The organism is Pseudomonas sp. TE12234, from assembly GCF_054061835.1.
In genome coordinates this window covers 31,416-49,828 of sequence record NZ_JBSSEP010000013.1, presented here as the reverse complement: position 1 = coordinate 49,828, position 18,413 = coordinate 31,416, and the positions used below count along the sequence as shown (strand labels likewise).

General features: G+C 59.6%; 19 protein-coding genes. 11 read left to right on the top strand and 8 right to left on the bottom strand.

Features of this window, described 5'->3' with window-relative positions:
• Window positions 1-29 precede the first annotated feature (29 nt).
• Window positions 30-917, top strand: a complete 888-nt coding sequence (locus ACVWYU_RS19920) for a DMT family transporter (RefSeq protein ID WP_457373545.1) — start codon at window positions 30-32, stop codon at window positions 915-917.
• A 74-nt stretch (window positions 918-991) separates the two neighbouring features.
• On the opposite strand, the gene ACVWYU_RS19915 is transcribed toward ACVWYU_RS19920, so the two are convergent.
• The 3 genes from ACVWYU_RS19915 to ACVWYU_RS19905 form a co-directional block, all read right to left on the bottom strand.
• Window positions 992-1,882, bottom strand: a complete 891-nt coding sequence (locus ACVWYU_RS19915) for an alpha/beta fold hydrolase (protein ID WP_457373483.1) — start codon at window positions 1,880-1,882, stop codon at window positions 992-994.
• A gap of 108 nt (window positions 1,883-1,990) precedes the next feature.
• The gene (locus ACVWYU_RS19910) at window positions 1,991-2,296 is read right to left on the bottom strand and encodes a DMT family transporter (protein ID WP_090328598.1); all 306 of its coding nucleotides are present in this window, start codon (window positions 2,294-2,296) and stop codon (window positions 1,991-1,993) included.
• The gene (locus tag ACVWYU_RS19905; RefSeq protein ID WP_457373482.1) at window positions 2,297-2,935 is read right to left on the bottom strand and encodes an FMN-dependent NADH-azoreductase; all 639 of its coding nucleotides are present in this window, start codon (window positions 2,933-2,935) and stop codon (window positions 2,297-2,299) included.
• Between the two features lie 110 nt (window positions 2,936-3,045).
• On the opposite strand from ACVWYU_RS19905, the gene ACVWYU_RS19900 reads away from it, so the two are divergent.
• From ACVWYU_RS19900 to ACVWYU_RS19890, 3 genes are all read left to right on the top strand, one after another.
• On the top strand, window positions 3,046-3,984 hold the full coding sequence (locus ACVWYU_RS19900; protein WP_248915336.1) for a LysR substrate-binding domain-containing protein: 939 nt from the start codon (window positions 3,046-3,048) through the stop codon (window positions 3,982-3,984).
• Window positions 3,985-4,185: 201 nt separating this feature from the next.
• Entirely contained in the window at window positions 4,186-4,956 is a 771-nt protein-coding gene (locus tag ACVWYU_RS19895) for a hypothetical protein (RefSeq protein WP_457373481.1), read from the top strand.
• A gap of 62 nt (window positions 4,957-5,018) precedes the next feature.
• A complete protein-coding gene (locus ACVWYU_RS19890) occupies window positions 5,019-5,702 on the top strand; it encodes a hypothetical protein (protein WP_457373480.1) in 684 nt (227 codons plus the stop codon).
• A 73-nt stretch (window positions 5,703-5,775) separates the two neighbouring features.
• Here the strand turns inward: ACVWYU_RS19890 and ACVWYU_RS19885 are convergent, their stop codons facing one another.
• Window positions 5,776-7,845 carry an AsmA family protein gene (locus ACVWYU_RS19885; protein WP_457373479.1) on the bottom strand — a complete coding sequence of 690 codons (2,070 nt, stop codon included), beginning with the start codon at window positions 7,843-7,845 and terminating at the stop codon, window positions 5,776-5,778.
• Between the two features lie 386 nt (window positions 7,846-8,231).
• Between ACVWYU_RS19885 and ACVWYU_RS19880 the strand changes: the two genes are divergently transcribed.
• The 7 genes from ACVWYU_RS19880 (at window position 8,232) to ACVWYU_RS19850 (ending at window position 13,578) form a co-directional block, all read left to right on the top strand.
• The gene (locus tag ACVWYU_RS19880) at window positions 8,232-8,786 is read left to right on the top strand and encodes a hypothetical protein (RefSeq protein ID WP_457373478.1); all 555 of its coding nucleotides are present in this window, start codon (window positions 8,232-8,234) and stop codon (window positions 8,784-8,786) included.
• A 172-nt stretch (window positions 8,787-8,958) separates the two neighbouring features.
• Complete coding sequence (locus ACVWYU_RS19875) at window positions 8,959-9,591, top strand: TetR family transcriptional regulator (protein ID WP_457373477.1); 633 nt, start codon at window positions 8,959-8,961, stop codon at window positions 9,589-9,591.
• Between the two features lie 250 nt (window positions 9,592-9,841).
• Window positions 9,842-10,342 (top strand): urease accessory protein UreE, encoded by a 501-nt coding sequence (gene ureE / locus ACVWYU_RS19870; RefSeq protein WP_247257186.1) that lies wholly within the window; start codon window positions 9,842-9,844, stop codon window positions 10,340-10,342.
• A complete protein-coding gene (locus ACVWYU_RS19865) occupies window positions 10,339-11,013 on the top strand; it encodes an urease accessory protein UreF (protein ID WP_457373476.1) in 675 nt (224 codons plus the stop codon). The genes ureE and ACVWYU_RS19865 overlap by 4 nt, the downstream gene beginning before the upstream one ends.
• A gap of 23 nt (window positions 11,014-11,036) precedes the next feature.
• Window positions 11,037-11,651: an urease accessory protein UreG gene (gene ureG, locus ACVWYU_RS19860; protein WP_390958419.1), complete on the top strand. Its 615-nt coding sequence runs from the start codon at window positions 11,037-11,039 to the stop codon at window positions 11,649-11,651.
• Window positions 11,652-11,680: 29 nt separating this feature from the next.
• Window positions 11,681-12,253, top strand: a complete 573-nt coding sequence (locus ACVWYU_RS19855; protein WP_247257188.1) for a HupE/UreJ family protein — start codon at window positions 11,681-11,683, stop codon at window positions 12,251-12,253.
• Between the two features lie 191 nt (window positions 12,254-12,444).
• Window positions 12,445-13,578, top strand: coding sequence for an AGE family epimerase/isomerase (locus tag ACVWYU_RS19850; protein WP_457373475.1), 1,134 nt, complete (start codon window positions 12,445-12,447; stop codon window positions 13,576-13,578).
• Window positions 13,579-13,680: 102 nt separating this feature from the next.
• Here ACVWYU_RS19850 and ACVWYU_RS19845 read toward each other — a convergent pair whose 3' ends face one another.
• The 4 genes from ACVWYU_RS19845 to hflK all read right to left on the bottom strand — a co-directional run bounded on the left by ACVWYU_RS19845 (window position 13,681) and on the right by hflK (window position 17,721).
• Window positions 13,681-14,451: an SDR family oxidoreductase gene (locus ACVWYU_RS19845; protein WP_247257190.1), complete on the bottom strand. Its 771-nt coding sequence runs from the start codon at window positions 14,449-14,451 to the stop codon at window positions 13,681-13,683.
• A gap of 107 nt (window positions 14,452-14,558) precedes the next feature.
• Window positions 14,559-15,803, bottom strand: a complete 1,245-nt coding sequence (locus tag ACVWYU_RS19840) for a TerC family protein (RefSeq protein WP_457373474.1) — start codon at window positions 15,801-15,803, stop codon at window positions 14,559-14,561.
• An 8-nt stretch (window positions 15,804-15,811) separates the two neighbouring features.
• A complete protein-coding gene (gene hflC, locus ACVWYU_RS19835; RefSeq protein WP_247257192.1) occupies window positions 15,812-16,693 on the bottom strand; it encodes a protease modulator HflC in 882 nt (293 codons plus the stop codon).
• Window positions 16,690-17,721: an FtsH protease activity modulator HflK gene (gene hflK, locus ACVWYU_RS19830; RefSeq protein ID WP_457373473.1), complete on the bottom strand. Its 1,032-nt coding sequence runs from the start codon at window positions 17,719-17,721 to the stop codon at window positions 16,690-16,692. Before hflK ends, hflC begins: the two co-directional genes overlap by 4 nt.
• Window positions 17,722-18,413 lie beyond the last annotated feature (692 nt).

Genomic DNA, 18,413 nt, shown 5'->3' with positions numbered 1-18,413 from the left:
TGCCCTCCATTAACGTTCTGGTTTACCCGATGCAATACGCTTATCCCCTGCTGGCCATCTTTATCTGGGCCGGCAATACCGTGATCACCAAAATGTCAGCCGGGGCGATCTTCCCCGCCGAGATCGGCTTTTACCGCTGGCTGCTGGCCGGCTTGCTGTTCACGCCCTTCATGCTCAAACCGGTGATCGCCCATTGGCCGGCGATTCGCCCGAACCTGGGCAAGATCTTTGTCCTCGGCGTGCTCGGCATGGCGGTTTACCAAAGCCTGGCGTATTTCGCCGCGAGCCTGACCTCGGCCACCAATATGGGCATCATCCTGTCGTTGATGCCCTTGATGTCACTGGCCATGGCAATCATCAGTCTGGGCCAGCGCCTGACCATCGGCGCACTGGCCGGTGCGGTGCTGTCGTTTGCCGGGGTGTTGGTGGTCGTCTCGTCCGGCAGCCTGGAGGTACTGCTCGAACATGGCGTGAACCTGGGTGACGCCATGATGCTGATCGCCACCCTGGCCTACGCGATTTACAGCACGCTGCTGAAAAAATGGCAGCTGCGTTTGCCGCCCTTGGTGTTGCTGTACTTGCAGGTGCTGGTCGCGGTGGTGGTGCTGTTTCCGCTGTTTCTCGCCTCCCCGAAAGTCGGCCTGACTCTGCAGAACATTCCATTGGTGCTGTACGCCTGCCTGCTGGCTTCGATGGTTGCACCTCTGGCGTGGATGCAGGCCGTGGTGCGCCTGGGACCGAGCCGGACCACGTTGTTTTTCAATTTACTGCCGCTGATCACCGCGCTCATTGCGGCGGTGGTGCTGCATGAGCAGTTGGCGCTGTATCACCTGATGGGCGGCCTGTTGACCTTGGGTGGGGTGATTCTGTCCGAGCGGTGGACCACGGTGCTGGGGCGCAAGACAAGCGTTGCCTGATCTGGCCTCATCGCGGGCAAGCCACGCTCCCACAGGGATCGTGCCATGTGGTCCGAGATAAACAAGAACGCGGTCTAAAGCCCTGCCGCGTTCAACCGTGCCGCATGTTCGACAAACAACCGGATCGGTTCGGCCTCCTTGCCCACCCATCCCCATGGCTGATTGACGATGTCGAAATGATTCAGCGGAAACTCGTCGCCAATCACCATTCCTAGGTGCGAGCTGTAACGCCCGACCATCCCGTCGCAATACCCGGATTCGCGAACGAAGGTTTTGGCGAACAACCGGCAACTGCGATGGGTGCCATCAAGCGGATTGCGTCCCCGGTCGGTCTTGCCCGGTTGCAACGTCCCGGACCAGGAGTAATAACGCACGCCGTTGACCTCTTCCGGTCCGTGCCCGCCCCAGAATTCGGGCAGGCCTTGTGGATAACGTTGATTGAACAACGCCACGCCTGCACTGGTGAGTGACTGATGGGACGCATGAATATCCACCGGCAGCTTCGGCCCGCGATAGCCGGTTTCGAGCAGGCTCATCAGCGCCGCGATCCAACGGAGCAGGCCGCTGAGCATGCGTCCTCTGACGCTGTCATGGGGATAGTGTTCGTGCAGATAGTCCGCCAGCTCCGAGCCATGATTCGGCCCCGCCACCGACGTCACCGACGCCACCCGATCAGGGCGCTTGGCGGCGGCGTACCGGGCGGTCAGCGAGCCCTGACTATGACCGATCAGGTTGACCTTCTCGGCCCCTGTCTCGCGCAGGATCTCTTCGATCCGCGCCAGGAGTTGCTCACCACGCACTTCGCTGGAGTGCAGCGGCGAGACCTGCACCGCAATCACCACCGCCCCACCCTGACGCAGCGCGGAAATGATCCCGTGCCAATAGGGGTAGAGCAGCAACCGGACAAACCCGAGCATTCCCGGTACCAGCACCAGCGGGTAGCGCGGGGCAGAATCGTGCGACATGGGCGGACATCCTGATGATCAGTGAGCTGATGCAAGGCGCAAAGCAAAAAACTCGCCTAGCATCGCCAGCAAAGATGACAACTCATGCACCAGTTTATGCCATCCAGCCTACTTCAGCCCCACCACCCCGGCGACGATCAGCCCGACCGACAGCACTTTGAGCAGAGTCAGGCTTTCGCCCAACAGCGCAAAGCCGAGAAACACCGTGCCCAATGACCCGATGGCGGTCCAGATCGGGTAAGCGATGCTCACCGGCAACTCGCGCATGGCCAGGGTCAGGAAATAGATCCCGCCCACCGCCGCCACGACGGTCACCAGCGACGGCCAAGGCCGGGTGAAGCCCTCGGCGTACTTCATGCCCATGGCAAAGGTCACTTCAAACCCGGCCGCGATCAGCAACCACAGCCAGGCCATCTAGAACGACCTGACCAGCGCCAGTAGGCGCTGTTCAGCCTCGGCGGCGGACACTGCGAAAGAGCGTGCTTCAGACTCTTCCCCTTCGGCGGCGACCACCGTGACGTCGGTAATACCGATAAATCCCAGCACCGTGCGCAGCAAGGTATCGGCATGGTTCATGGAGGCCAGCTCGCCGTCCGGGCCAAAACCGAACTCGCCGCGACTGGTGATGATCAGCGCCTTTTTGCCCTGCACCAGGGGTTCGTATTGGGCTACGCCGTTATCCAGCGAGTGATTGAACGTCAGGCCAAGGCGCACGATCTGGTCGATCCAGGCTTTCAAGCCGCTGGGCACGCTGAAGTTGTGCATCGGCGTGGAGATCACCAGCACATCGTGGCCCAGCAATTCGCCGACCAGTTCATCGCTGAGTGCCAGGTCCGCCTGCATCGACAAGGGGCGCGCTTCAGGCTCGGGGTAAAACGCGGCGGCCACGAAGGCTTCACTGACGGGAGGAATAAACGCCCGCCCGACTTCGCGGCGAGTCAGGTGCCACTGTGGATTTCGCGCCTGCAAGGCCGATAGAAATACCTCGGCCAGGCGCCGGGAGTGAGAACGCTCGCCACGGGGACTGGCATGAACCGCAAGAATTTTACTCATCTGAATATCCTCCAGGACTAAACTCAAACTGCTTACAGCTCTGAGCTTGAAGCTTGCAGCTGTCCCTCTTCAAATGAGCAAAAATCAGTTTGGTTGAATCCATTTCATCCATGGAGTACACAATGTTCGCTACGTTACCGCTGACCGCCCTGCGGGCCTTTGAGTCCGCCTCACGCCTGCTTAGCTTCAAGGCCGCCGCTGAAGAACTCTCGGTGACGCCAACCGCGGTATCGCATCAAATCCGCTCGCTGGAAACCTGGCTCGGCGTGCCGTTGTTCGAACGCCTGCCGCGGCAGGTGCGCCTGACCGAATGCGGCGAACGGCTGTTCCGCAGCTTGCACGGCGCACTGCTGGACGTGGCGCAAAGCATCGATACGCTACGCCCGCAACGCAGCGGCAGCAGCCTGACGATTTCCACCACCGCCGCCTTTGCCGCCCTGTGGCTGGTGCCGCGCCTGGGACGCTTTTATGCGCGACACCCGAACATCAGCCTGCGCCTGGACACCCATTGCGAAGTCATCGACTTGCATCAGGACGCCAGCGTCGATCTGGTGCTGCGTTACAGCCTGGCTGATTATCCGAACCTGTATGGGCTGTGCCTGTTCGACGAGTCCTTCGGCGTCTATGGCTCTCCCGAACAAGTGGCACTGGCCGCCCACCGCACGCCGACGCTGATCAGCGTGCGCTGGCACAACTCCCGACTCTATGCCCATGGCTGGGAAGCCTGGTGTGCGCAGTCTGGCGAAACCTGGCTGGCCGGCCAGCCGACCATGCGCGAATACGACGAAGAGCATTACGCCCTGCAAGCGGCAATTGCCGGGCAAGGCCTGGTACTGGCGAGCAATATCCTGGTGTCCGAGAGCGTGGCCAGCGGGTTGCTGGTGGCTTATCGGGGGGAGGTTCAAGTGGATGGCGCTGGTTACAGCGCCTTGTGCGTGCCGGGACGCGAGCGGCATCCACCGGTGCGGGCATTTTTTGCGTGGTTGGAGGAAGAGGCATCATTGTCGGGACTATTGCCAAGATCACCGGCCTCCCCAGCGTCTGTTTGAATGACGTGATTCGGACATGCTAAAAACTTTATAACTGACAACGAAAGCTTTAACACGCAGCAAACTTTAAAGCTCCAACCTACCAACTACCGACAATCTAATTTAAAGTTACAAACCGCACATAGACATTTTACAGCATGGTCTTATTCTAACACCAACAGCCACTTGGCTGTTTTAATAAACAAGTAAAGGACTACTTACATGCATATTGAAGAACGGCTTGAATTCATTGATTCCCTGGCACCTCTGCCGATTAAACCCACACCAAGAATCGGCGTATTTTCAACTGCTATTGAAACACCACCTCACGACCCCGCCAAAGCGGCCGCTACTGTTTTGCCAAACACCATCGACGTGTACATGCCCAAAACACCTCAACAGATCATAGATGATGTCGATCTTTGCAAGTTGGCCATGCAGCTCGAGGCCACAAATAAGTACCCTGACGATTCGCAGCTATTTGAATGGTTCAATTTTTACGTTAAGGGCCTTAGCATACTTGGCTGGACTATTTCGAGCAGAAGCTTTCAAGACGTCACCATCCGGCAAACTGGCCTGACAATGGATCAGGTAGCCCTGAATATTGCACAGGGGTTAATCGGCGCTGATGCCGCTCAAATGCTCGCAAAAGTCGGGAAGCTGGCTGTAGAAAAGGTGAAAGAAAGTCCCGACGCGATCAAAATTTTTGAAAAAGAAAAAAAACTCGGTGCACAGGCAAAGTTCGATATCGCGCCTGTCTGGGTTGACGGAAGCGGCAAAGCCAACATGCTTCTGAATTGTATTTCCCTGGACGCACGTGAATCCGAAACTGGCATCCTTTTCTGGAAATCTACTAAAAAGTCCACCACCGTTAAAACTGGCGCTGTACGCACTTCCCTGGACAATACAACCTTTTCGGCAATCCGCGGCGCACTTCGCGCCAAATTTAACGCACAGGCCGAAGAATTTATCGCAAGCCTGGGTAATTTTTAATCACTTAGACCAACCAAAAAATTAAAATCCAATTTTCATAATGACTCAGCGCAGGCTCAATGATGAGCAACCCTATATTTGATGTCTATCTGGTTAACGGTAACATTACAATTTTCTGCGGCGCGCATAGCGAGAGCTTCAAGAATGACATTCTTGATTCCAGCCTACTCGCTATACTCGAAACTGCGAAGCAAAGTAAAGCTCAAGATCTGTCATGGTCGACCTACACCGATTACCTGGGAAAGTTCGGCTGGGTACTTAACAGCCGAAGTACCCAAATGCTTGGATTCAGCAACAACAATCTATTGGAGGTCCTGGAGCAAGGCATGGGCAGCACCTTGCCAAAAGCTGAACAGCAAGCAATCGCCGATGCCTTTTCGGCGCTGACCAGGCTTGAGAATGAGTCATGCGCCGTTAAAGCATTCATCAAGAAGCTTCAGCAAAATGCTACGGCCTCCACGGACTCGAGCGCATCGATTTCAACGGCGACTCTGCTGACGATTGTTTACAGCGACAAAACCCTGATGAGCCTGCAGATTGCATTCGAGACCAGTCCCCCACTCGAAATGGACATACTGGATAAACCTCGGTTAATCAGCATTGATAACGGAGAGAACAACTTCAGATTAATGCGCAGTTCACTGAATGAACGCCAGTACACCGAATTCAGAGCGATAATCCGGAAAAAGCTCGGCCAGAAAATTGAAACCGAACTGCTTCACATACCCCTGCCAACCGACGAGTAATTTCAAACAAGCTGCAAATCTGACCGCTCTCGAGTTTCTAATCGAGAGCGGTCAAACTGCCTGGAGGCACACCTCAGTTTTTAACGGTCTTGGGCGCCTTGCCCGCCTTCATTTGCTCCAGCAGCGGCGCACATTGATTCGGTTCTCCCCCACTCGGCGCCACCAGTGCCAGCAAGCCTGCGGCCGGCGCGGCGATCACTCCCAATGCGACCATCCCGGCGCCGCGCAACATCAGCGGCACGGCTTTGACCCCCGCATCAGGCTTGATGAACTTGCCACGCACGTACAGTGGCGAACGCAATGAGATCAAACGCCAGCCCTTGGATTCCGGGGTGATGGTCAGGTCCAGTTGCTCGGTGGCCATGTTCGCGGTGCCGTCGATGTAGACGATCGCGTTCTCGGTATCGAAGACGAACAGTCGCGTGGTGGCCAGACCAGTCTTGATGTCGAAGTCGGCGGCGGCGCAATTGATCTTCACTTCCTTGTCGCCAAAGATCCGCCCGACCACGTAGTTGCCGACGTTCAACCCGGCCAGCTCCATCAATTCGCGACTGATGGCGCCATCGTTGATCAGCATTTTCAGATTGCCGTTGGCGCTGCCCAGCAACCTGGCCACCGAGTTGCCACGACCGGTGATGTCGGCATCACCATTGAGTTCGCCGAAACTGGTTTTCATCGGTTCGAAGGTCGGGAACAACTGCTTGAGCTTGAACCCCCGGGCCGTGAGTTTGGCCTTGCCTTCCATTGGTTCGGTCTGACCGTTCAGGCGAATCTGCGCATCCAGTTTGCCCCCCGCCACACCGAATCGCAGCGGCTCGAGGCTGAGAACGCCATCGGTGAGCACCAGGTGTGTGTAGAGATCGTTGAACGGCAGTTTTTCACTGTGGACGATGCGCTTGCCGGTGAACTCGACGTCCGCATCCATATCGCGCCAGCGTTCAGTCTTGAACTCTTCAACCGGCAGGACTTTGTCCGCCGGCTGCTTGCTCTCACCGCCCCGGGCTTTTTGCTTGGCGTTGGAGTCGGCACCGATCAGTGGGGCGAGGTCGGCAAACAGCAGTTGATTGGAAAGCAGTGAGCCACTGAGCTTCGGCCGGGGCTGGCTGGCGACGTAGGCCAGGTTGCCATGAATGTCACTGGCGCCGATCTTGCCGTTGAAGTCCTCATAGCGGAACTCCGCGCCGCCCGGTTCATGCAGTTTGGCGATCAAATGGCCATCGGTGGCGTAAGGCGGGGTATCCGGCAGGGTCACGCCGGTCAGAGGGTAGAGATTGCCCAGGCTGGTGCCGGCCAGTTTCAGACGCAAATCGAGGGCTCCGAGATTCAGCGGGTCGGTCAGGGTGCCGGCGAGTTCAACGCTGGTGTCGGCGATCGACACCTGAGCGTGCAAAGGAAAGGGTCGGCTCGCATCCTGCAAGGCCAACAAACCGCCGATTTTGCCCTGACCCGCGAGTTTCTGGCCGTGGTACTGGCCTTTGACCTTCAAGGCGAACGCGTAGTCCTGGGGCGAGCTACCTTTTTCCAGCGCGGTTTTCGCCGCCTTTTCGCCCACAATCTCGCTGAACGGAATCGGTTTGCCCAGCGGGTCGATCAGCAGGTCGAGCTGTGTTTTCAGGCTTTGATCGTCGAGGGTGACGTGCCCCTTGTCGAAGCCGATTGCGCCGATATCCACCCCCCACGGGGAAGGTGGAGCCTTCGGGTCTTTCGGGTCGAACTTGAAGGTCCAATTGGCGCGACCGTCGGCCAGTCGCTGTAAATCGGCATTGGGTTCGGTGAGGTCGATGCGCGGGATCACCACGCGCTGCGCCAGCAAGGCCAGGGGCGAGATGCGCAGTTCGACGCGCTTTAGGCTGGCCATCTGCGGCGCCTTCGACCAGTCCGGGTTGCCCAGGCTCAGGTCCTCGGCCACCACATGCGGCCACGGCACCCACGCCCGCCAGCCGCCCTCGTCGAGTTCACGCCGCCAGACCACCGCCAGGTTGCCGTTGATGGCGAACGGACGGTGCAGCTCTTCAGACACTTTGGCATTGAGGGGCGGTTTGATCCGGTTCCAATCGAAGAACACGATGATCAGAACCAGTATGGCCAGCAGTACGACAAGGCTGGTCACGGTCCAGGCGAGAATTTTACGAGTGCGCGTCATTGCACAGGGCTCCTGATACGGCTGAGCGCCTCGACGGCGGCGCACATGAAAACGCAGGGCCAGAACCGACCCGCTATGGAATCTACGACTGAAAAACCGTCCGCAGGTTTAATCGAAAAACCCATTTTGCCGCATTTGCGCGGGTCGACGGCTCTTTCTCCTGACAATACGCGTTACCGGCTCCGCCCTTTCCCGTGGCGCAAGTGAGTCGAAAATACCCACCGCAGTGCAAAAACACTTGCCGCAAAGGCCCGGTTTACAAGGGCTGCAGGGAACAATCAATTTCGTTGATTATTACCATTGCGTTTATGAACTTTTATATCGACTTATCGAGAGTAGCATTGCTCTCGTACCCATTTTATTGCCCACTTGCGGAGCACCCGATCATGAAACGCCAACTTCTGCTTAGCCTGACACTCTCTATGTTGGCCAGCACTGCATTTGCACTGCCGGCCGCTGACCAAGCCACTCCACAAGCGAAAGCCAGCCACTCGGTGTTCAGCCAAACCCTCGCCGCTGACGGTTCGGACCGTACCCCTGGTGGCCAGACCCTCGCCGCTGACGGTTCGGATCGCACCCCTGGTGGCCAGACTCTCGCTGCCGACGGTTCGGATCGCACCCCTGGTGGCCAGACCCTCGCTGCTGACGGTTCGGATCGCACCCCTGGTGGTCAGACCCTCGCCGCTGACGGTTCGGATCGCACCCCTGGTGGCCAGACCCTCGCTGCTGACGGTTCGGATCGCACCCCTGGTGGCCAGACCCTCGCTGCTGACGGTTCGGATCGGACCCCTGGTGGTCAGACCCTCGCCGCTGACGGTTCGGATCGTACCCCTGGTGGTCAGACCCTCGCTGCTGACGGTTCGGATCGTACCCCTGGTGGCCAGACTCTGGCCGAAGGTGGTGGTGATCGTGTGATCGAACGCAACAGCGCCATGAGCTAAGCCCATGGCGGCCTTGAAAAAAAGCCCAATCACCGGATTGGGCTTTTGATTTTTCTGGCCATTGATTTGATAGAAGTCTCATCTGTGCACTTGATCTCCTCTCGTCGTTCGACGCCGGCAAAGTCTATTTGCTAGAGTGCGGCGCTCTCCTTCTCCAGAAAACACCCCTGCGATGCTGCCCCGCGCCGAACAGAAACAACAAACCCGTACCGCCCTGATGGACGCTGCTCGCCATTTGATGGAAGGCGGCCGAGGATTCGGCAGCTTGAGCCTGCGCGAAGTCGCGAAAACCGCCGGGATCGTCCCCACGGGTTTTTACCGGCACTTCGCCGACATGGACGAACTGGGTCTGGTGCTGGTCAGCGAAGTCGGTCAGACCTTCCGTGAAACCATCCGCCTGGTGCGGCATAACGAGTTCGTGATGGGCGGCATCATTGATGCCTCGGTGCGAATTTTTCTCGATGTGGTGTCGGCCAATCGCTCGCAATTCCTGTTTCTCGCCCGGGAGCAGTATGGCGGTTCGCTACCGGTGCGCCTGGCCATCGGCCGCCTGCGCGAAAATATCAGCTCGGACCTGGCGGCCGACCTGGCCCTGATGCCCAAGCTGCAACACCTGGACATCGCCGGCCTGAGTGTCATGGCGGATCTGATCGTCAAAAGCGTATTCGCGACCCTGCCCGACATCATCGACCCGCCGGCCGAGGCATTGCCCGAACACCTGACGCCTCAGGCAAAAATTACCCAGCAACTGCGCTTTATCTTTATCGGCTTGAAACATTGGCAAGGTCTCGGCAGCACCGAGTAATGTTCGCGATGGCTTCTGCGTATCCAGCATTTATACGGACTGTCCTGCCACTATCGCGAGCAGGCTCGCCCCCACCGCTAGTCACTACGCATCAATTTGGTGCGCGATAAAAAACCACGCACCAACATCATTCAAAACCCGCACTGAAACGGACCCTGTCCTACGCTTCCGACGGGCATTTCCTACACTTGTGTCGATTGGCAAGCCCCTTGCTCTAGCCTGAACATTGTCCATTGCTGGAAGCTTTCCGATGCTGGTGATTCATCGCAGAATCGACCCTCAACCCGTCTGGGCCGCCGAGTTGCACCTGACCTTCGAGGCCCGGAGCAAGAGCCGTTTGCGCTGTTTCAGTGCCGAGGGCGAAGACGTCGGATTGTTTTTGGAGCGCGGCCAGTCACCTCTGCATGACGGCGAATGCCTGCAGGCCGAAGACGGGCGCATCGTCCGTGTTTGCGCCCGCCCCGAACAACTGCTGCACGTCACCTGCGCCAATGCCTTCGAACTGACTCGCGCCGCCTATCACCTGGGCAACCGTCACGTCGCCTTGCAGGTCGGCGACGGCTGGTTACGCCTGCTCGATGATTACGTGCTCAAGGCCATGCTCGAACAACTCGGCGCCACCACCGAGCCCATCGAAGCACCGTTCCAGCCGGAACACGGGGCTTACGGCGGAGGCCATCACCATTCGCGTCATGGCGATGAAGACTTCAACTACCCGCCCAAACTGCACCAGTTCGGCGTGCGCCCATGAACCCGGCCTGGGCGCTGCTGCGTCTGGCCAGTCCGCAATTGCCGATTGGCGGCTACAGCTATTCCCAAGGCCTGGAAATGGCCGTGGAGAGCGGCCGCGTCCACGATCCGGACAGCGCTCGGCGCTGGATCAGCGACCAATTGCTGCTGAACCTGGCCCGCTTCGAGGCCCCGCTGCTGCTTGCCCACTGCATAGCAGCGGCCGAGGACAACTGGAGCGAACTGCTGCAACGCTGCGAAGAACACCGCGCCAGCCGGGAAACCCGCGAGCTGCATCAGGAGAGCCGGCAGATGGGTTACTCCCTGCAACAACTGCTCAATGGCTTGCCCGAACTCGATGCACCGGCCCGCAGCTTCCTCGAACAGCGTGCCGAACCGCATCTGGCCCTGGGTTGGGCGCTGGCCGCTCGGGCGTGGCAGATCAGCCCACAGGACGCGCTGGCCGCCTGGCTTTGGAGCTGGCTGGAAAACCAATTGGCGGTGCTGATGAAAACCCTGCCGCTGGGCCAGCAAGCCGCACAACGCCTGACCAGCGAATTGCTGCCGCTGTTGCAGCAAGCCCAGCAGAACGCCACCCGAATCAACCCCGAACACTATGGCAGCACCGCTTTCGGCCTGTCCCTGGCGTGCATGGCCCATGAGCGCCAGTACAGCCGTCTGTTCCGCTCCTAGGGCCCTTTATTTTGGAGAACCACATGAATACACAACCTCTGCGCGTCGGCATCGGCGGTCCGGTCGGCTCCGGCAAAACCGCCCTGACGCTGGCCCTGTGCCTGGCCTTGCGTGACCGCTATAACCTGGCGGTGGTCACCAACGACATCTACACCCGCGAAGACGCCGACTTTCTGGTGCGCAATCAAGCGCTCGCGCCGGAACGCATCATTGGCGTGGAAACCGGCGGCTGCCCGCACACCGCCATTCGCGAAGACGCCTCGATCAACCTCGAAGCCGTGGATCAACTGAACCGGCGCTTTCCGGGCCTGGACCTGATTCTGGTGGAGTCCGGCGGCGACAACCTGTCGGCCACCTTCAGCCCGGAACTGTCGGACCTGACCATCTATGTGATCGACGTGTCGGCCGGCGACAAACTTCCGCGCAAGGGTGGGCCGGGGATCTGCAAATCCGACCTGTTGGTGATCAACAAAATCGACCTCGCACCGCTGGTGGGAGCCTCACTGACCCTGATGGACAGCGATACCACACGCATGCGCAACGGCAAGCCGTTCGTGTTCAGCAATCAGAAAACCGGCCAGGGCCTGGAAGAGATCATCACCTTCATCGAGCGTCAGGGACTGCTGACGGCAGCCTGATCACGACTTATCAACAAGGAAGCTTACCCATGACACTCAACCGCATCCTCGGCACCCTGGCACTGCTGCTGACCCCGGCCATCGCCTTCGCCCACCCCGGGCACGGCGACAACGGCTTGATCGCCGGCATCAGCCACCCACTCGGCGGCCTCGATCACTTGCTGGCGATGCTGGCTGTCGGCCTCTGGGCGGCGCAACAACAAGGCGCCGCGCGCTGGGCGCTGCCGTGCACTTTCGTCAGCACCTTGTTGATAGGCGGGCTGCTGGGTTTTGAAGGCCTGAACCTGCCGGCGCTGGAAAGCGGGATTGCCGCGTCCGTGCTGGCGCTGGGCCTGGCCGTGGCGCTGGCGGTGCGTCCGCCGTTGAGCATGGCGGTGGCGGCAACAGCCTTGTTCGCGCTGTTCCATGGCGTGGCCCATGGCCTGGAACTGCCGGAGATGTCGAGCCCATGGACCTATGCCGCCGGTTTTGTGGTGGCGACAGCTGCGTTGCATGCGGCCGGTTATGCCGTGGTGCGCGTGCTGCCCCGGGCGGCGGCGCCGTTGATTCGACTGGCGGGCGCGGCTTCGGCGGCGACGGGCGTGTGGCTGTTGGCGGGCTGATTCTCTGTAGCCTGTAATGGCCTCTTCGCGGGCAAGCCACACTCCCACAGGTTTTGTGTTGTCGCATCCTTTGGGGGTCGGCACAAATCTTGTGGGAGCGAGCCCGCTCGCGAAAGCGGCCTGACAGACAACACAGCTCTCAGGCCTGCTAACATGTCGCGCAATCGCCCCTGCCGTGACGACGCCAGCCAATGCCGCATGTTTCCCGCTCCGCCTCCCAGCCTGAACTGACCGCCCTGTTCTCCTCGGTGCAACAGCACTTCCAGGACGTGATTGTGCCCCTCTGGCAAGGCCCCGGCTGGAACGCCGACATGGCGCTGCCCTACGAGGCGCTGGACGCCGAGCACCAGCCACTGCCCCCTCAGCGCTACCGGGCCATGGCCTGCGCGAGACAGCTTTACCTGTTTGCCAGCTTGATCGGCCAGGTGCCGGCTGCCGAAGAACGCGCGGCAGCGCTGTTCCGCTCCTTGCAGCGGCATTTTCACGACGCCGAGCATGGCGGCTGGTTCTACAGCATCGACCCGCACGGCGCGCCGCTGGATCAGCGCAAAGACCTCTACACCCACGCCTTCATCCTGTTCGCCTGCGCCCATTACTGGGACAAAGTCCGCGAGCCGCTGGTGGAGTCGGTGCTCAACGCCGCGCTGGAAGTGATCGCCCGGCGATTCGCCACGGGTGATGGCCTCTACGAAGCCAGCCTCGACCACGACTGGTCAGCCCTGGGCAGCGGGCCCCTGCAGAACCCGTTGATGCACCTGGCGGAAGCCTTTCTCGCCACCCTGTCAGTACGCGAAGACCACGCCGTGCAACGTGCACTCGTCGAGTTATGCACAGCCATGCAGAAGCACTTTATCGACGCGCAACATGGGGTGTTGATGGAAAAACCGCTGGGGGCTGTGGATAACTGGTTTGAACCGGGGCACCAGTTCGAATGGTATTTCCTGCTGGAATCATCGGAGCTGCTGCGCGGCTCGAAGCTGCATGCTTCCCTGGAACGCGCCTTCGCCTTCACCGAGCAACTGGGTGTCGATCAACAGACCGGTGCGGTGCGGGCCATGCTCGACCTCGGGCCGGACGGCGGCTCCCGGGACGCCACCCAGCGCATCTGGGCCCAGGCCGAGTACCTGCGCGCGCTGACCCTGCGTCCAGACAGCGAGCCTGCGGTGTTGCGCCAATTGCAGGCGCTGCAACAACATTCACTGCACTCGCGTGGCTGGTATGAATGCCGCGACGAACAGGGGCACGTGAGCCGCCGGGACATGCCGTCGACCACGCCTTATCACTTGGCGACCTGTTATCGCGGGCTGGCTGAATATCTGCGCTGACGGTTCGAGCGCTTTCGCGAGCAGGTTCGCCCCCACACCGGGTCCTGTGCATGCAGTTCCATTGCGGGAGCGAGCCTGCTCGCGATTGGCCGCGATGCGGTCTTAAGCCTTGCCACCACTGCGATCAATGGCAAACCCGGCCCAGGTCTGGCTCACCGGCATCAGCTCCAGGCTGTTGATGTTGATGTGGGCCGGCGCATTGAGGACCCAGAAAATGGTGTCGGCGATGTCTTGTGGCTGGATCGGATCGGCACCGGCGTAAGTGGCGTTGTAACGCTCCTGATCACCGGCAAAACGCACCAGCGAGAACTCGCTCTCGCACAGGCCAGGTTCGATGTTGCTGACCCGCACGCCTGTGCCTTGCAAATCGCAGCGCAGGTTCAGGGAGAACTGTCTGACGAACGCCTTGCTCGCGCCATACACGTGGCTGCCCGGGTACGGGTAGTTGCCGGCGATGGAACCCAGGTTGACGATGCCGGCACCACGACCGTGGGCGATCAGGCGCGGCAGCAGCAAACGGGTGCTGTACATCAGGCCTTTGATATTGGTGTCGACCATGGTGTCCCAATCATCCAGGTCGCACTTGGGTGCCGGGTCAACGCCCAAGGCCAGGCCGGCGTTGTTGATCAGCCCGCGCAGCTTGGCGAAGGATGGCGGCAGGTTGGCAATGGCCTCTTCCATGGCCTTGCGGTCACGCACATCGAGTACCAGGCCATGAACTTCAGTTTGCTTCGAAAGTTCGGCGCACAGCGCGTTGAGGCGTTCTTCACGACGACCGGTCAGCACCAGTTTCCAGCCGGCCTCGGCAAAACGACGGGCACAGGCTTCACCAAAACCGGAGGTCGCGCCGGTAATAAACAGGGTGTTGGACATCGTGTTCTCCTAGCTGTGGCTGATCGCCAGCCATTGGAATATAAAATCAGCAACCAGCATGCCCGCCCTGAGGCGCAGCGGCAACCCGGTCGTGTCGGCCTCTCCTGCTACGAACCGCGAGCGCAGGCGATCTGCGCGAAGCTGCCACCATTGAGGGTCACCACCGTGGCGCTGGTCTTTTCGATTTCACTGGGAGGCGTCAGGTGCAATTGCTTTACGGCTGCGGCAGTGTCCTGCCAAAGGATGGTCTTGTACCTGATGTACCCCGAAGCCTCGCCGCCGCCCGTCACGATACGAATCGTGCTGCCGCCAGGCCGGTAGTAAACGGTCGTACCGCCGCCGGTGCAGACGTAGGCAAAATCCCGTTGCGCGCTCGGCAGCAAAGTCCCCGCCAAGGCGCCAACCCCGGCATACAACGCACCGCCGAGGAGAAAAATAGCCGTCAGCCCTGCCACCACCGTCACCCACCCGGGGTATGCCTCAAAGCGCGATACGACAGCAGGCGACGGGGCACTCGACTCGTCGGCAATTGCCTTGATCGCCGGCTCCGGTGGCGTGATGACCGCGATCGGAGGCGTTATATCAGCGGCGCTCTTCAACGATGGAATCGAGACAGCGCGCGTCCCGGTATCCGTCACCCTCCGCCGACCGACCTGCGGCCTCTGCAAGCGGGCCCTCTGGCGCTGGATTATCCGCGCCTGAAGCACCACAAACACGGCACACAGCAGTGGCACCACCTGATTAAGCGCTGGCGATTGAGTGTTGATCCAGCCGACGATAATCGGATCGCCGACGGCAATATCGCCCGCCACATACCCCAGCAACGCCGCACCGATCACGACCAGCATTGGCTGACGCTGCAATATACGGGTGACCTGCACACTGCCGAACATCAACAACGGCACACTCAACAGCAGCCCCAGCAGCAGATAAAAGACACTGCCCTGAGCCACCGCCGCCAGGCCGATCACATTGTCCATGCTCATGATCAGGTCCGCGGTGAGCACGGTCAGCACCGCACCGCCCAAGGTCGGCAGCGCTCCGGCAGGCACGTCACCCTCTGCATCCGGCTCCTCCTCAATGAGCAGCCGAATGGCGATCACCAGCAGCAAGATGGCGCCAATCAACTTAAGCCCCGGCACCAGCAGCAACCACCCGGCCAGGGTTGTGAGCAGCACACGAAGGACAATGGCGCCGCTGGTGCCGATCATCACGGCACGCTTGAGTTGATCCGCCGGCAAGCCGCGACAGGCCATGGCTATCACCAGCGCGTTGTCTGCGGACAGAATCAAGTCCAGCAGACAGACCTCAAAAATCATACTCAGCGCATGCAGCGCACCGTCAAATAGCATGGCCCGGACTACCGCCCGCCGGTGGTGACCGGCCCGCTCTGAAATTGCTTGAGAAACTGTGCGTCAGGGGTCAACACCAGCATTGGTTGACTGTCGGACAATGCCTGGCGATAGGTCTGCAACGAGCGATACAGCTTGTAGAACTCGGGGTCTTTGCTGAAGGCTGACGAAAGGATCTGGTTGGCCGCCGCATCCGCTTCACCGTGGGTGATTGCCGATTGACGCTGGACCTCGGAGAGCAGCACCGTGCGATCACGGTCCGCCTTGGACTGGATCTGCTGGGCCCATTCGACCCCTTGGGCACGCAACTCCTTGGCTTCACGCTGACGTTCGGACTTCATCCGGTCGTAAATGGCCTGACTGGCCTCCAGAGGCAAGTCGGCGCGGTGCAAACGCACCTCCGTCACTTCGATACCCAACGCCAGCGCCTTGTCGGCAACGTCCTTTTCGATGATCGCGACTTCTTGCTGACGAGCAGGCGACAACAACGAGCGCAACGGAATCTCGCCCAACTCACGGCGCAGCGAGGAACTGACCATTTGGGTCAACTGCGCGTTGGCTTGTTCCAGCGTTCCCACGGCCTGATAGAACCGCAACGGATCGCTGATTCGAAAACGGCTGTAGGTCTCGACCTCGATCCGCTTCTGATCGCCCAAAATCACTTGCTCCGCCGGGGATGCCAGGGTCTGCAAGCGGCGATCGTAGAACACAATGGAATCGCTGAACGGCACCTTGAACTTGAGGCCCGGCTCACCGGCCACCCCCATCGGTGCGCCAAAACGGATGATCAACGCCTGCTGGGATTCATCGACCACATACGCCGAAGCGCCCAACGCCCAGAGCCCGAGTACCGCGCTGACAATGGCGATTCGAATGATCAGGCGCTTCATGGGTGAGCCTCCTTGGCCACTGACTTGCCCGGCTCACTCAACGGCATGTACGGCACCACTCCGGACATGCCTTTGCCCGAAGAATCAATAATGACCCGGGAGGATTTCTTCAGCACTTCATCCATGCTCTCCATGTACAGGCGCCAGGCGGTGACGTCCCTGGATTGCACGTAACTGTTGTAGACGGAAAGAAACCGCTTGGCCTCACCCTCGGCCAGATTCCCGACCTGAGCCTGGTAAGCCTCGGCCTCCTGAGTGATGCGCGAAGCCTCACCCCGAGCGCGGGGGATCACATCATTGGCGTAGGCTTCGGCTTCGTTGCGCGAGCGCTCCTGGTCAGCGCGAGCCCGTTGTACGTCGTTGAATGCGTCAATCACCTGCGGCGGCGGATCGACCCGTTGCAGCTGTACCTGTGTGATGAGAATCCCGGCCTGCTCGCGGTCCAGCAGTTGCTGCAACAGATCCCGGGTTTCATCAGCAATTTGTGCGCGTTTGTCCGACATCACCGCCTGAATCGGTGTGCGTCCGATCACTTCGCGCAAGGCGCTTTCTGCCGCGAGCTTTACCGAGCGTTCAGGATCACTGATCTTGAACAGATACAAACGCGCGTCCTTGATCCGCCAGAACACAGTGCAATCGGCCTCGACGATGTTCTCGTCGCCCGTCAGCATCTGTTTATCCCGAGCGCCGGTGCTGACCTGGCTTTGGCTGCTGCCGCTGCCCAGTTGCAATTGATTGACCTGGGTAATCTTTGGCAGCAATACGGTTTCGATGGGAAACGGCAGGTGATAGTGCAAACCGGATTCGGCGGTCTGCTGCCAGCGACCAAAACGCAGGACAATACCTTGCTCGTCAGGCTGGACTTTATAGATGCCCGAACTGATCCAGGCCAGGAATATAAGCCCGCCGATCAAGGCCAGGCCTCGTCCGCCCAGGTCCATCACGGCCATGTCATAGCCGATTCGTTGACGCAATCTGCGCATCGGGCTTACGGGCTCTGCCGGAGCAAAAGCGGGGCTATCGGTCATGCAGTTGCTCCAGGTCTTCCACTGACAAAGCCCCCACCAGTAGTGGGGCGATGCGCGCAGAGTATCCGAACGCAAAATCGGCAAAATGAAGGTTTATTCATCTGCGCTGTACAAAAAACACTCATCTTTCGCCAGCCCTTGCCGGGCCTGGCTTACTGCCATGTACCCGCACGTTATCCACAGGCCGGTCCACAGTCTTTGGGGGCAAGTTCAAAACTCCAGGAACCGCTGTCCACAAGGCTTTGCGAGCAGACCGGAAACTTTTTTGCTTGACCCTCGATGGCCTGCTGTGTAGCAAAAGGCAAAATTCATCACCGTGCGGCCAATCCGACGATGGCGCCAAGCCAGTAATTACGGCGCTCAACGGAGTCTTTCCAGAGTTTAACCACAGACTTATCCACAGGCTTATCCACCCTGCCAACGCTCACTTTTGGCTCTAACAAAAGGGTTGACAAAGTGGCCTGGCAGCAACTCAAAAACGCCTGATCAAAAAACAACCACACGCCTGCAGGCCTTGTATTCCAAGGCCTTCAGCCAGCTACTCCCACGTTATTCACAGCCAGCTCCACAGCAAACGGGGACAAGTCAAAACCGTGGCAAAACAACTATTTGCAGCGGCTTTATGTCGCGCTTTCAGAGCTTGGGAATTTTGTTTTCCACAATTCACTGCAGGAGCGAGCTTGCTCGCGATG

What these genes read in the sequence shown, in the direction of transcription:
- ACVWYU_RS19920 (WP_457373545.1), top strand. Translation starts at nt 30, where the DNA reads ATGCAATACGCTTATCCCCTGCTGGCCATCTTTATCTGGGCCGGCAAT.
- ACVWYU_RS19915 (WP_457373483.1), bottom strand. Translation starts at nt 1,882, where the DNA reads ATGTCGCACGATTCTGCCCCGCGCTACCCGCTGGTGCTGGTACCGGGA.
- ACVWYU_RS19910 (WP_090328598.1), bottom strand. Translation starts at nt 2,296, where the DNA reads ATGGCCTGGCTGTGGTTGCTGATCGCGGCCGGGTTTGAAGTGACCTTT.
- ACVWYU_RS19905 (WP_457373482.1), bottom strand. Translation starts at nt 2,935, where the DNA reads ATGAGTAAAATTCTTGCGGTTCATGCCAGTCCCCGTGGCGAGCGTTCT.
- ACVWYU_RS19900 (WP_248915336.1), top strand. Translation starts at nt 3,046, where the DNA reads ATGGAGTACACAATGTTCGCTACGTTACCGCTGACCGCCCTGCGGGCC.
- ACVWYU_RS19895 (WP_457373481.1), top strand. Translation starts at nt 4,186, where the DNA reads ATGCATATTGAAGAACGGCTTGAATTCATTGATTCCCTGGCACCTCTG.
- ACVWYU_RS19890 (WP_457373480.1), top strand. Translation starts at nt 5,019, where the DNA reads ATGAGCAACCCTATATTTGATGTCTATCTGGTTAACGGTAACATTACA.
- ACVWYU_RS19885 (WP_457373479.1), bottom strand. Translation starts at nt 7,845, where the DNA reads ATGACGCGCACTCGTAAAATTCTCGCCTGGACCGTGACCAGCCTTGTC.
- ACVWYU_RS19880 (WP_457373478.1), top strand. Translation starts at nt 8,232, where the DNA reads ATGAAACGCCAACTTCTGCTTAGCCTGACACTCTCTATGTTGGCCAGC.
- ACVWYU_RS19875 (WP_457373477.1), top strand. Translation starts at nt 8,959, where the DNA reads ATGCTGCCCCGCGCCGAACAGAAACAACAAACCCGTACCGCCCTGATG.
- ureE (WP_247257186.1), top strand. Translation starts at nt 9,842, where the DNA reads ATGCTGGTGATTCATCGCAGAATCGACCCTCAACCCGTCTGGGCCGCC.
- ACVWYU_RS19865 (WP_457373476.1), top strand. Translation starts at nt 10,339, where the DNA reads ATGAACCCGGCCTGGGCGCTGCTGCGTCTGGCCAGTCCGCAATTGCCG.
- ureG (WP_390958419.1), top strand. Translation starts at nt 11,037, where the DNA reads ATGAATACACAACCTCTGCGCGTCGGCATCGGCGGTCCGGTCGGCTCC.
- ACVWYU_RS19855 (WP_247257188.1), top strand. Translation starts at nt 11,681, where the DNA reads ATGACACTCAACCGCATCCTCGGCACCCTGGCACTGCTGCTGACCCCG.
- ACVWYU_RS19850 (WP_457373475.1), top strand. Translation starts at nt 12,445, where the DNA reads ATGCCGCATGTTTCCCGCTCCGCCTCCCAGCCTGAACTGACCGCCCTG.
- ACVWYU_RS19845 (WP_247257190.1), bottom strand. Translation starts at nt 14,451, where the DNA reads ATGTCCAACACCCTGTTTATTACCGGCGCGACCTCCGGTTTTGGTGAA.
- ACVWYU_RS19840 (WP_457373474.1), bottom strand. Translation starts at nt 15,803, where the DNA reads ATGCTATTTGACGGTGCGCTGCATGCGCTGAGTATGATTTTTGAGGTC.
- hflC (WP_247257192.1), bottom strand. Translation starts at nt 16,693, where the DNA reads ATGAAGCGCCTGATCATTCGAATCGCCATTGTCAGCGCGGTACTCGGG.
- hflK (WP_457373473.1), bottom strand. Translation starts at nt 17,721, where the DNA reads ATGACCGATAGCCCCGCTTTTGCTCCGGCAGAGCCCGTAAGCCCGATG.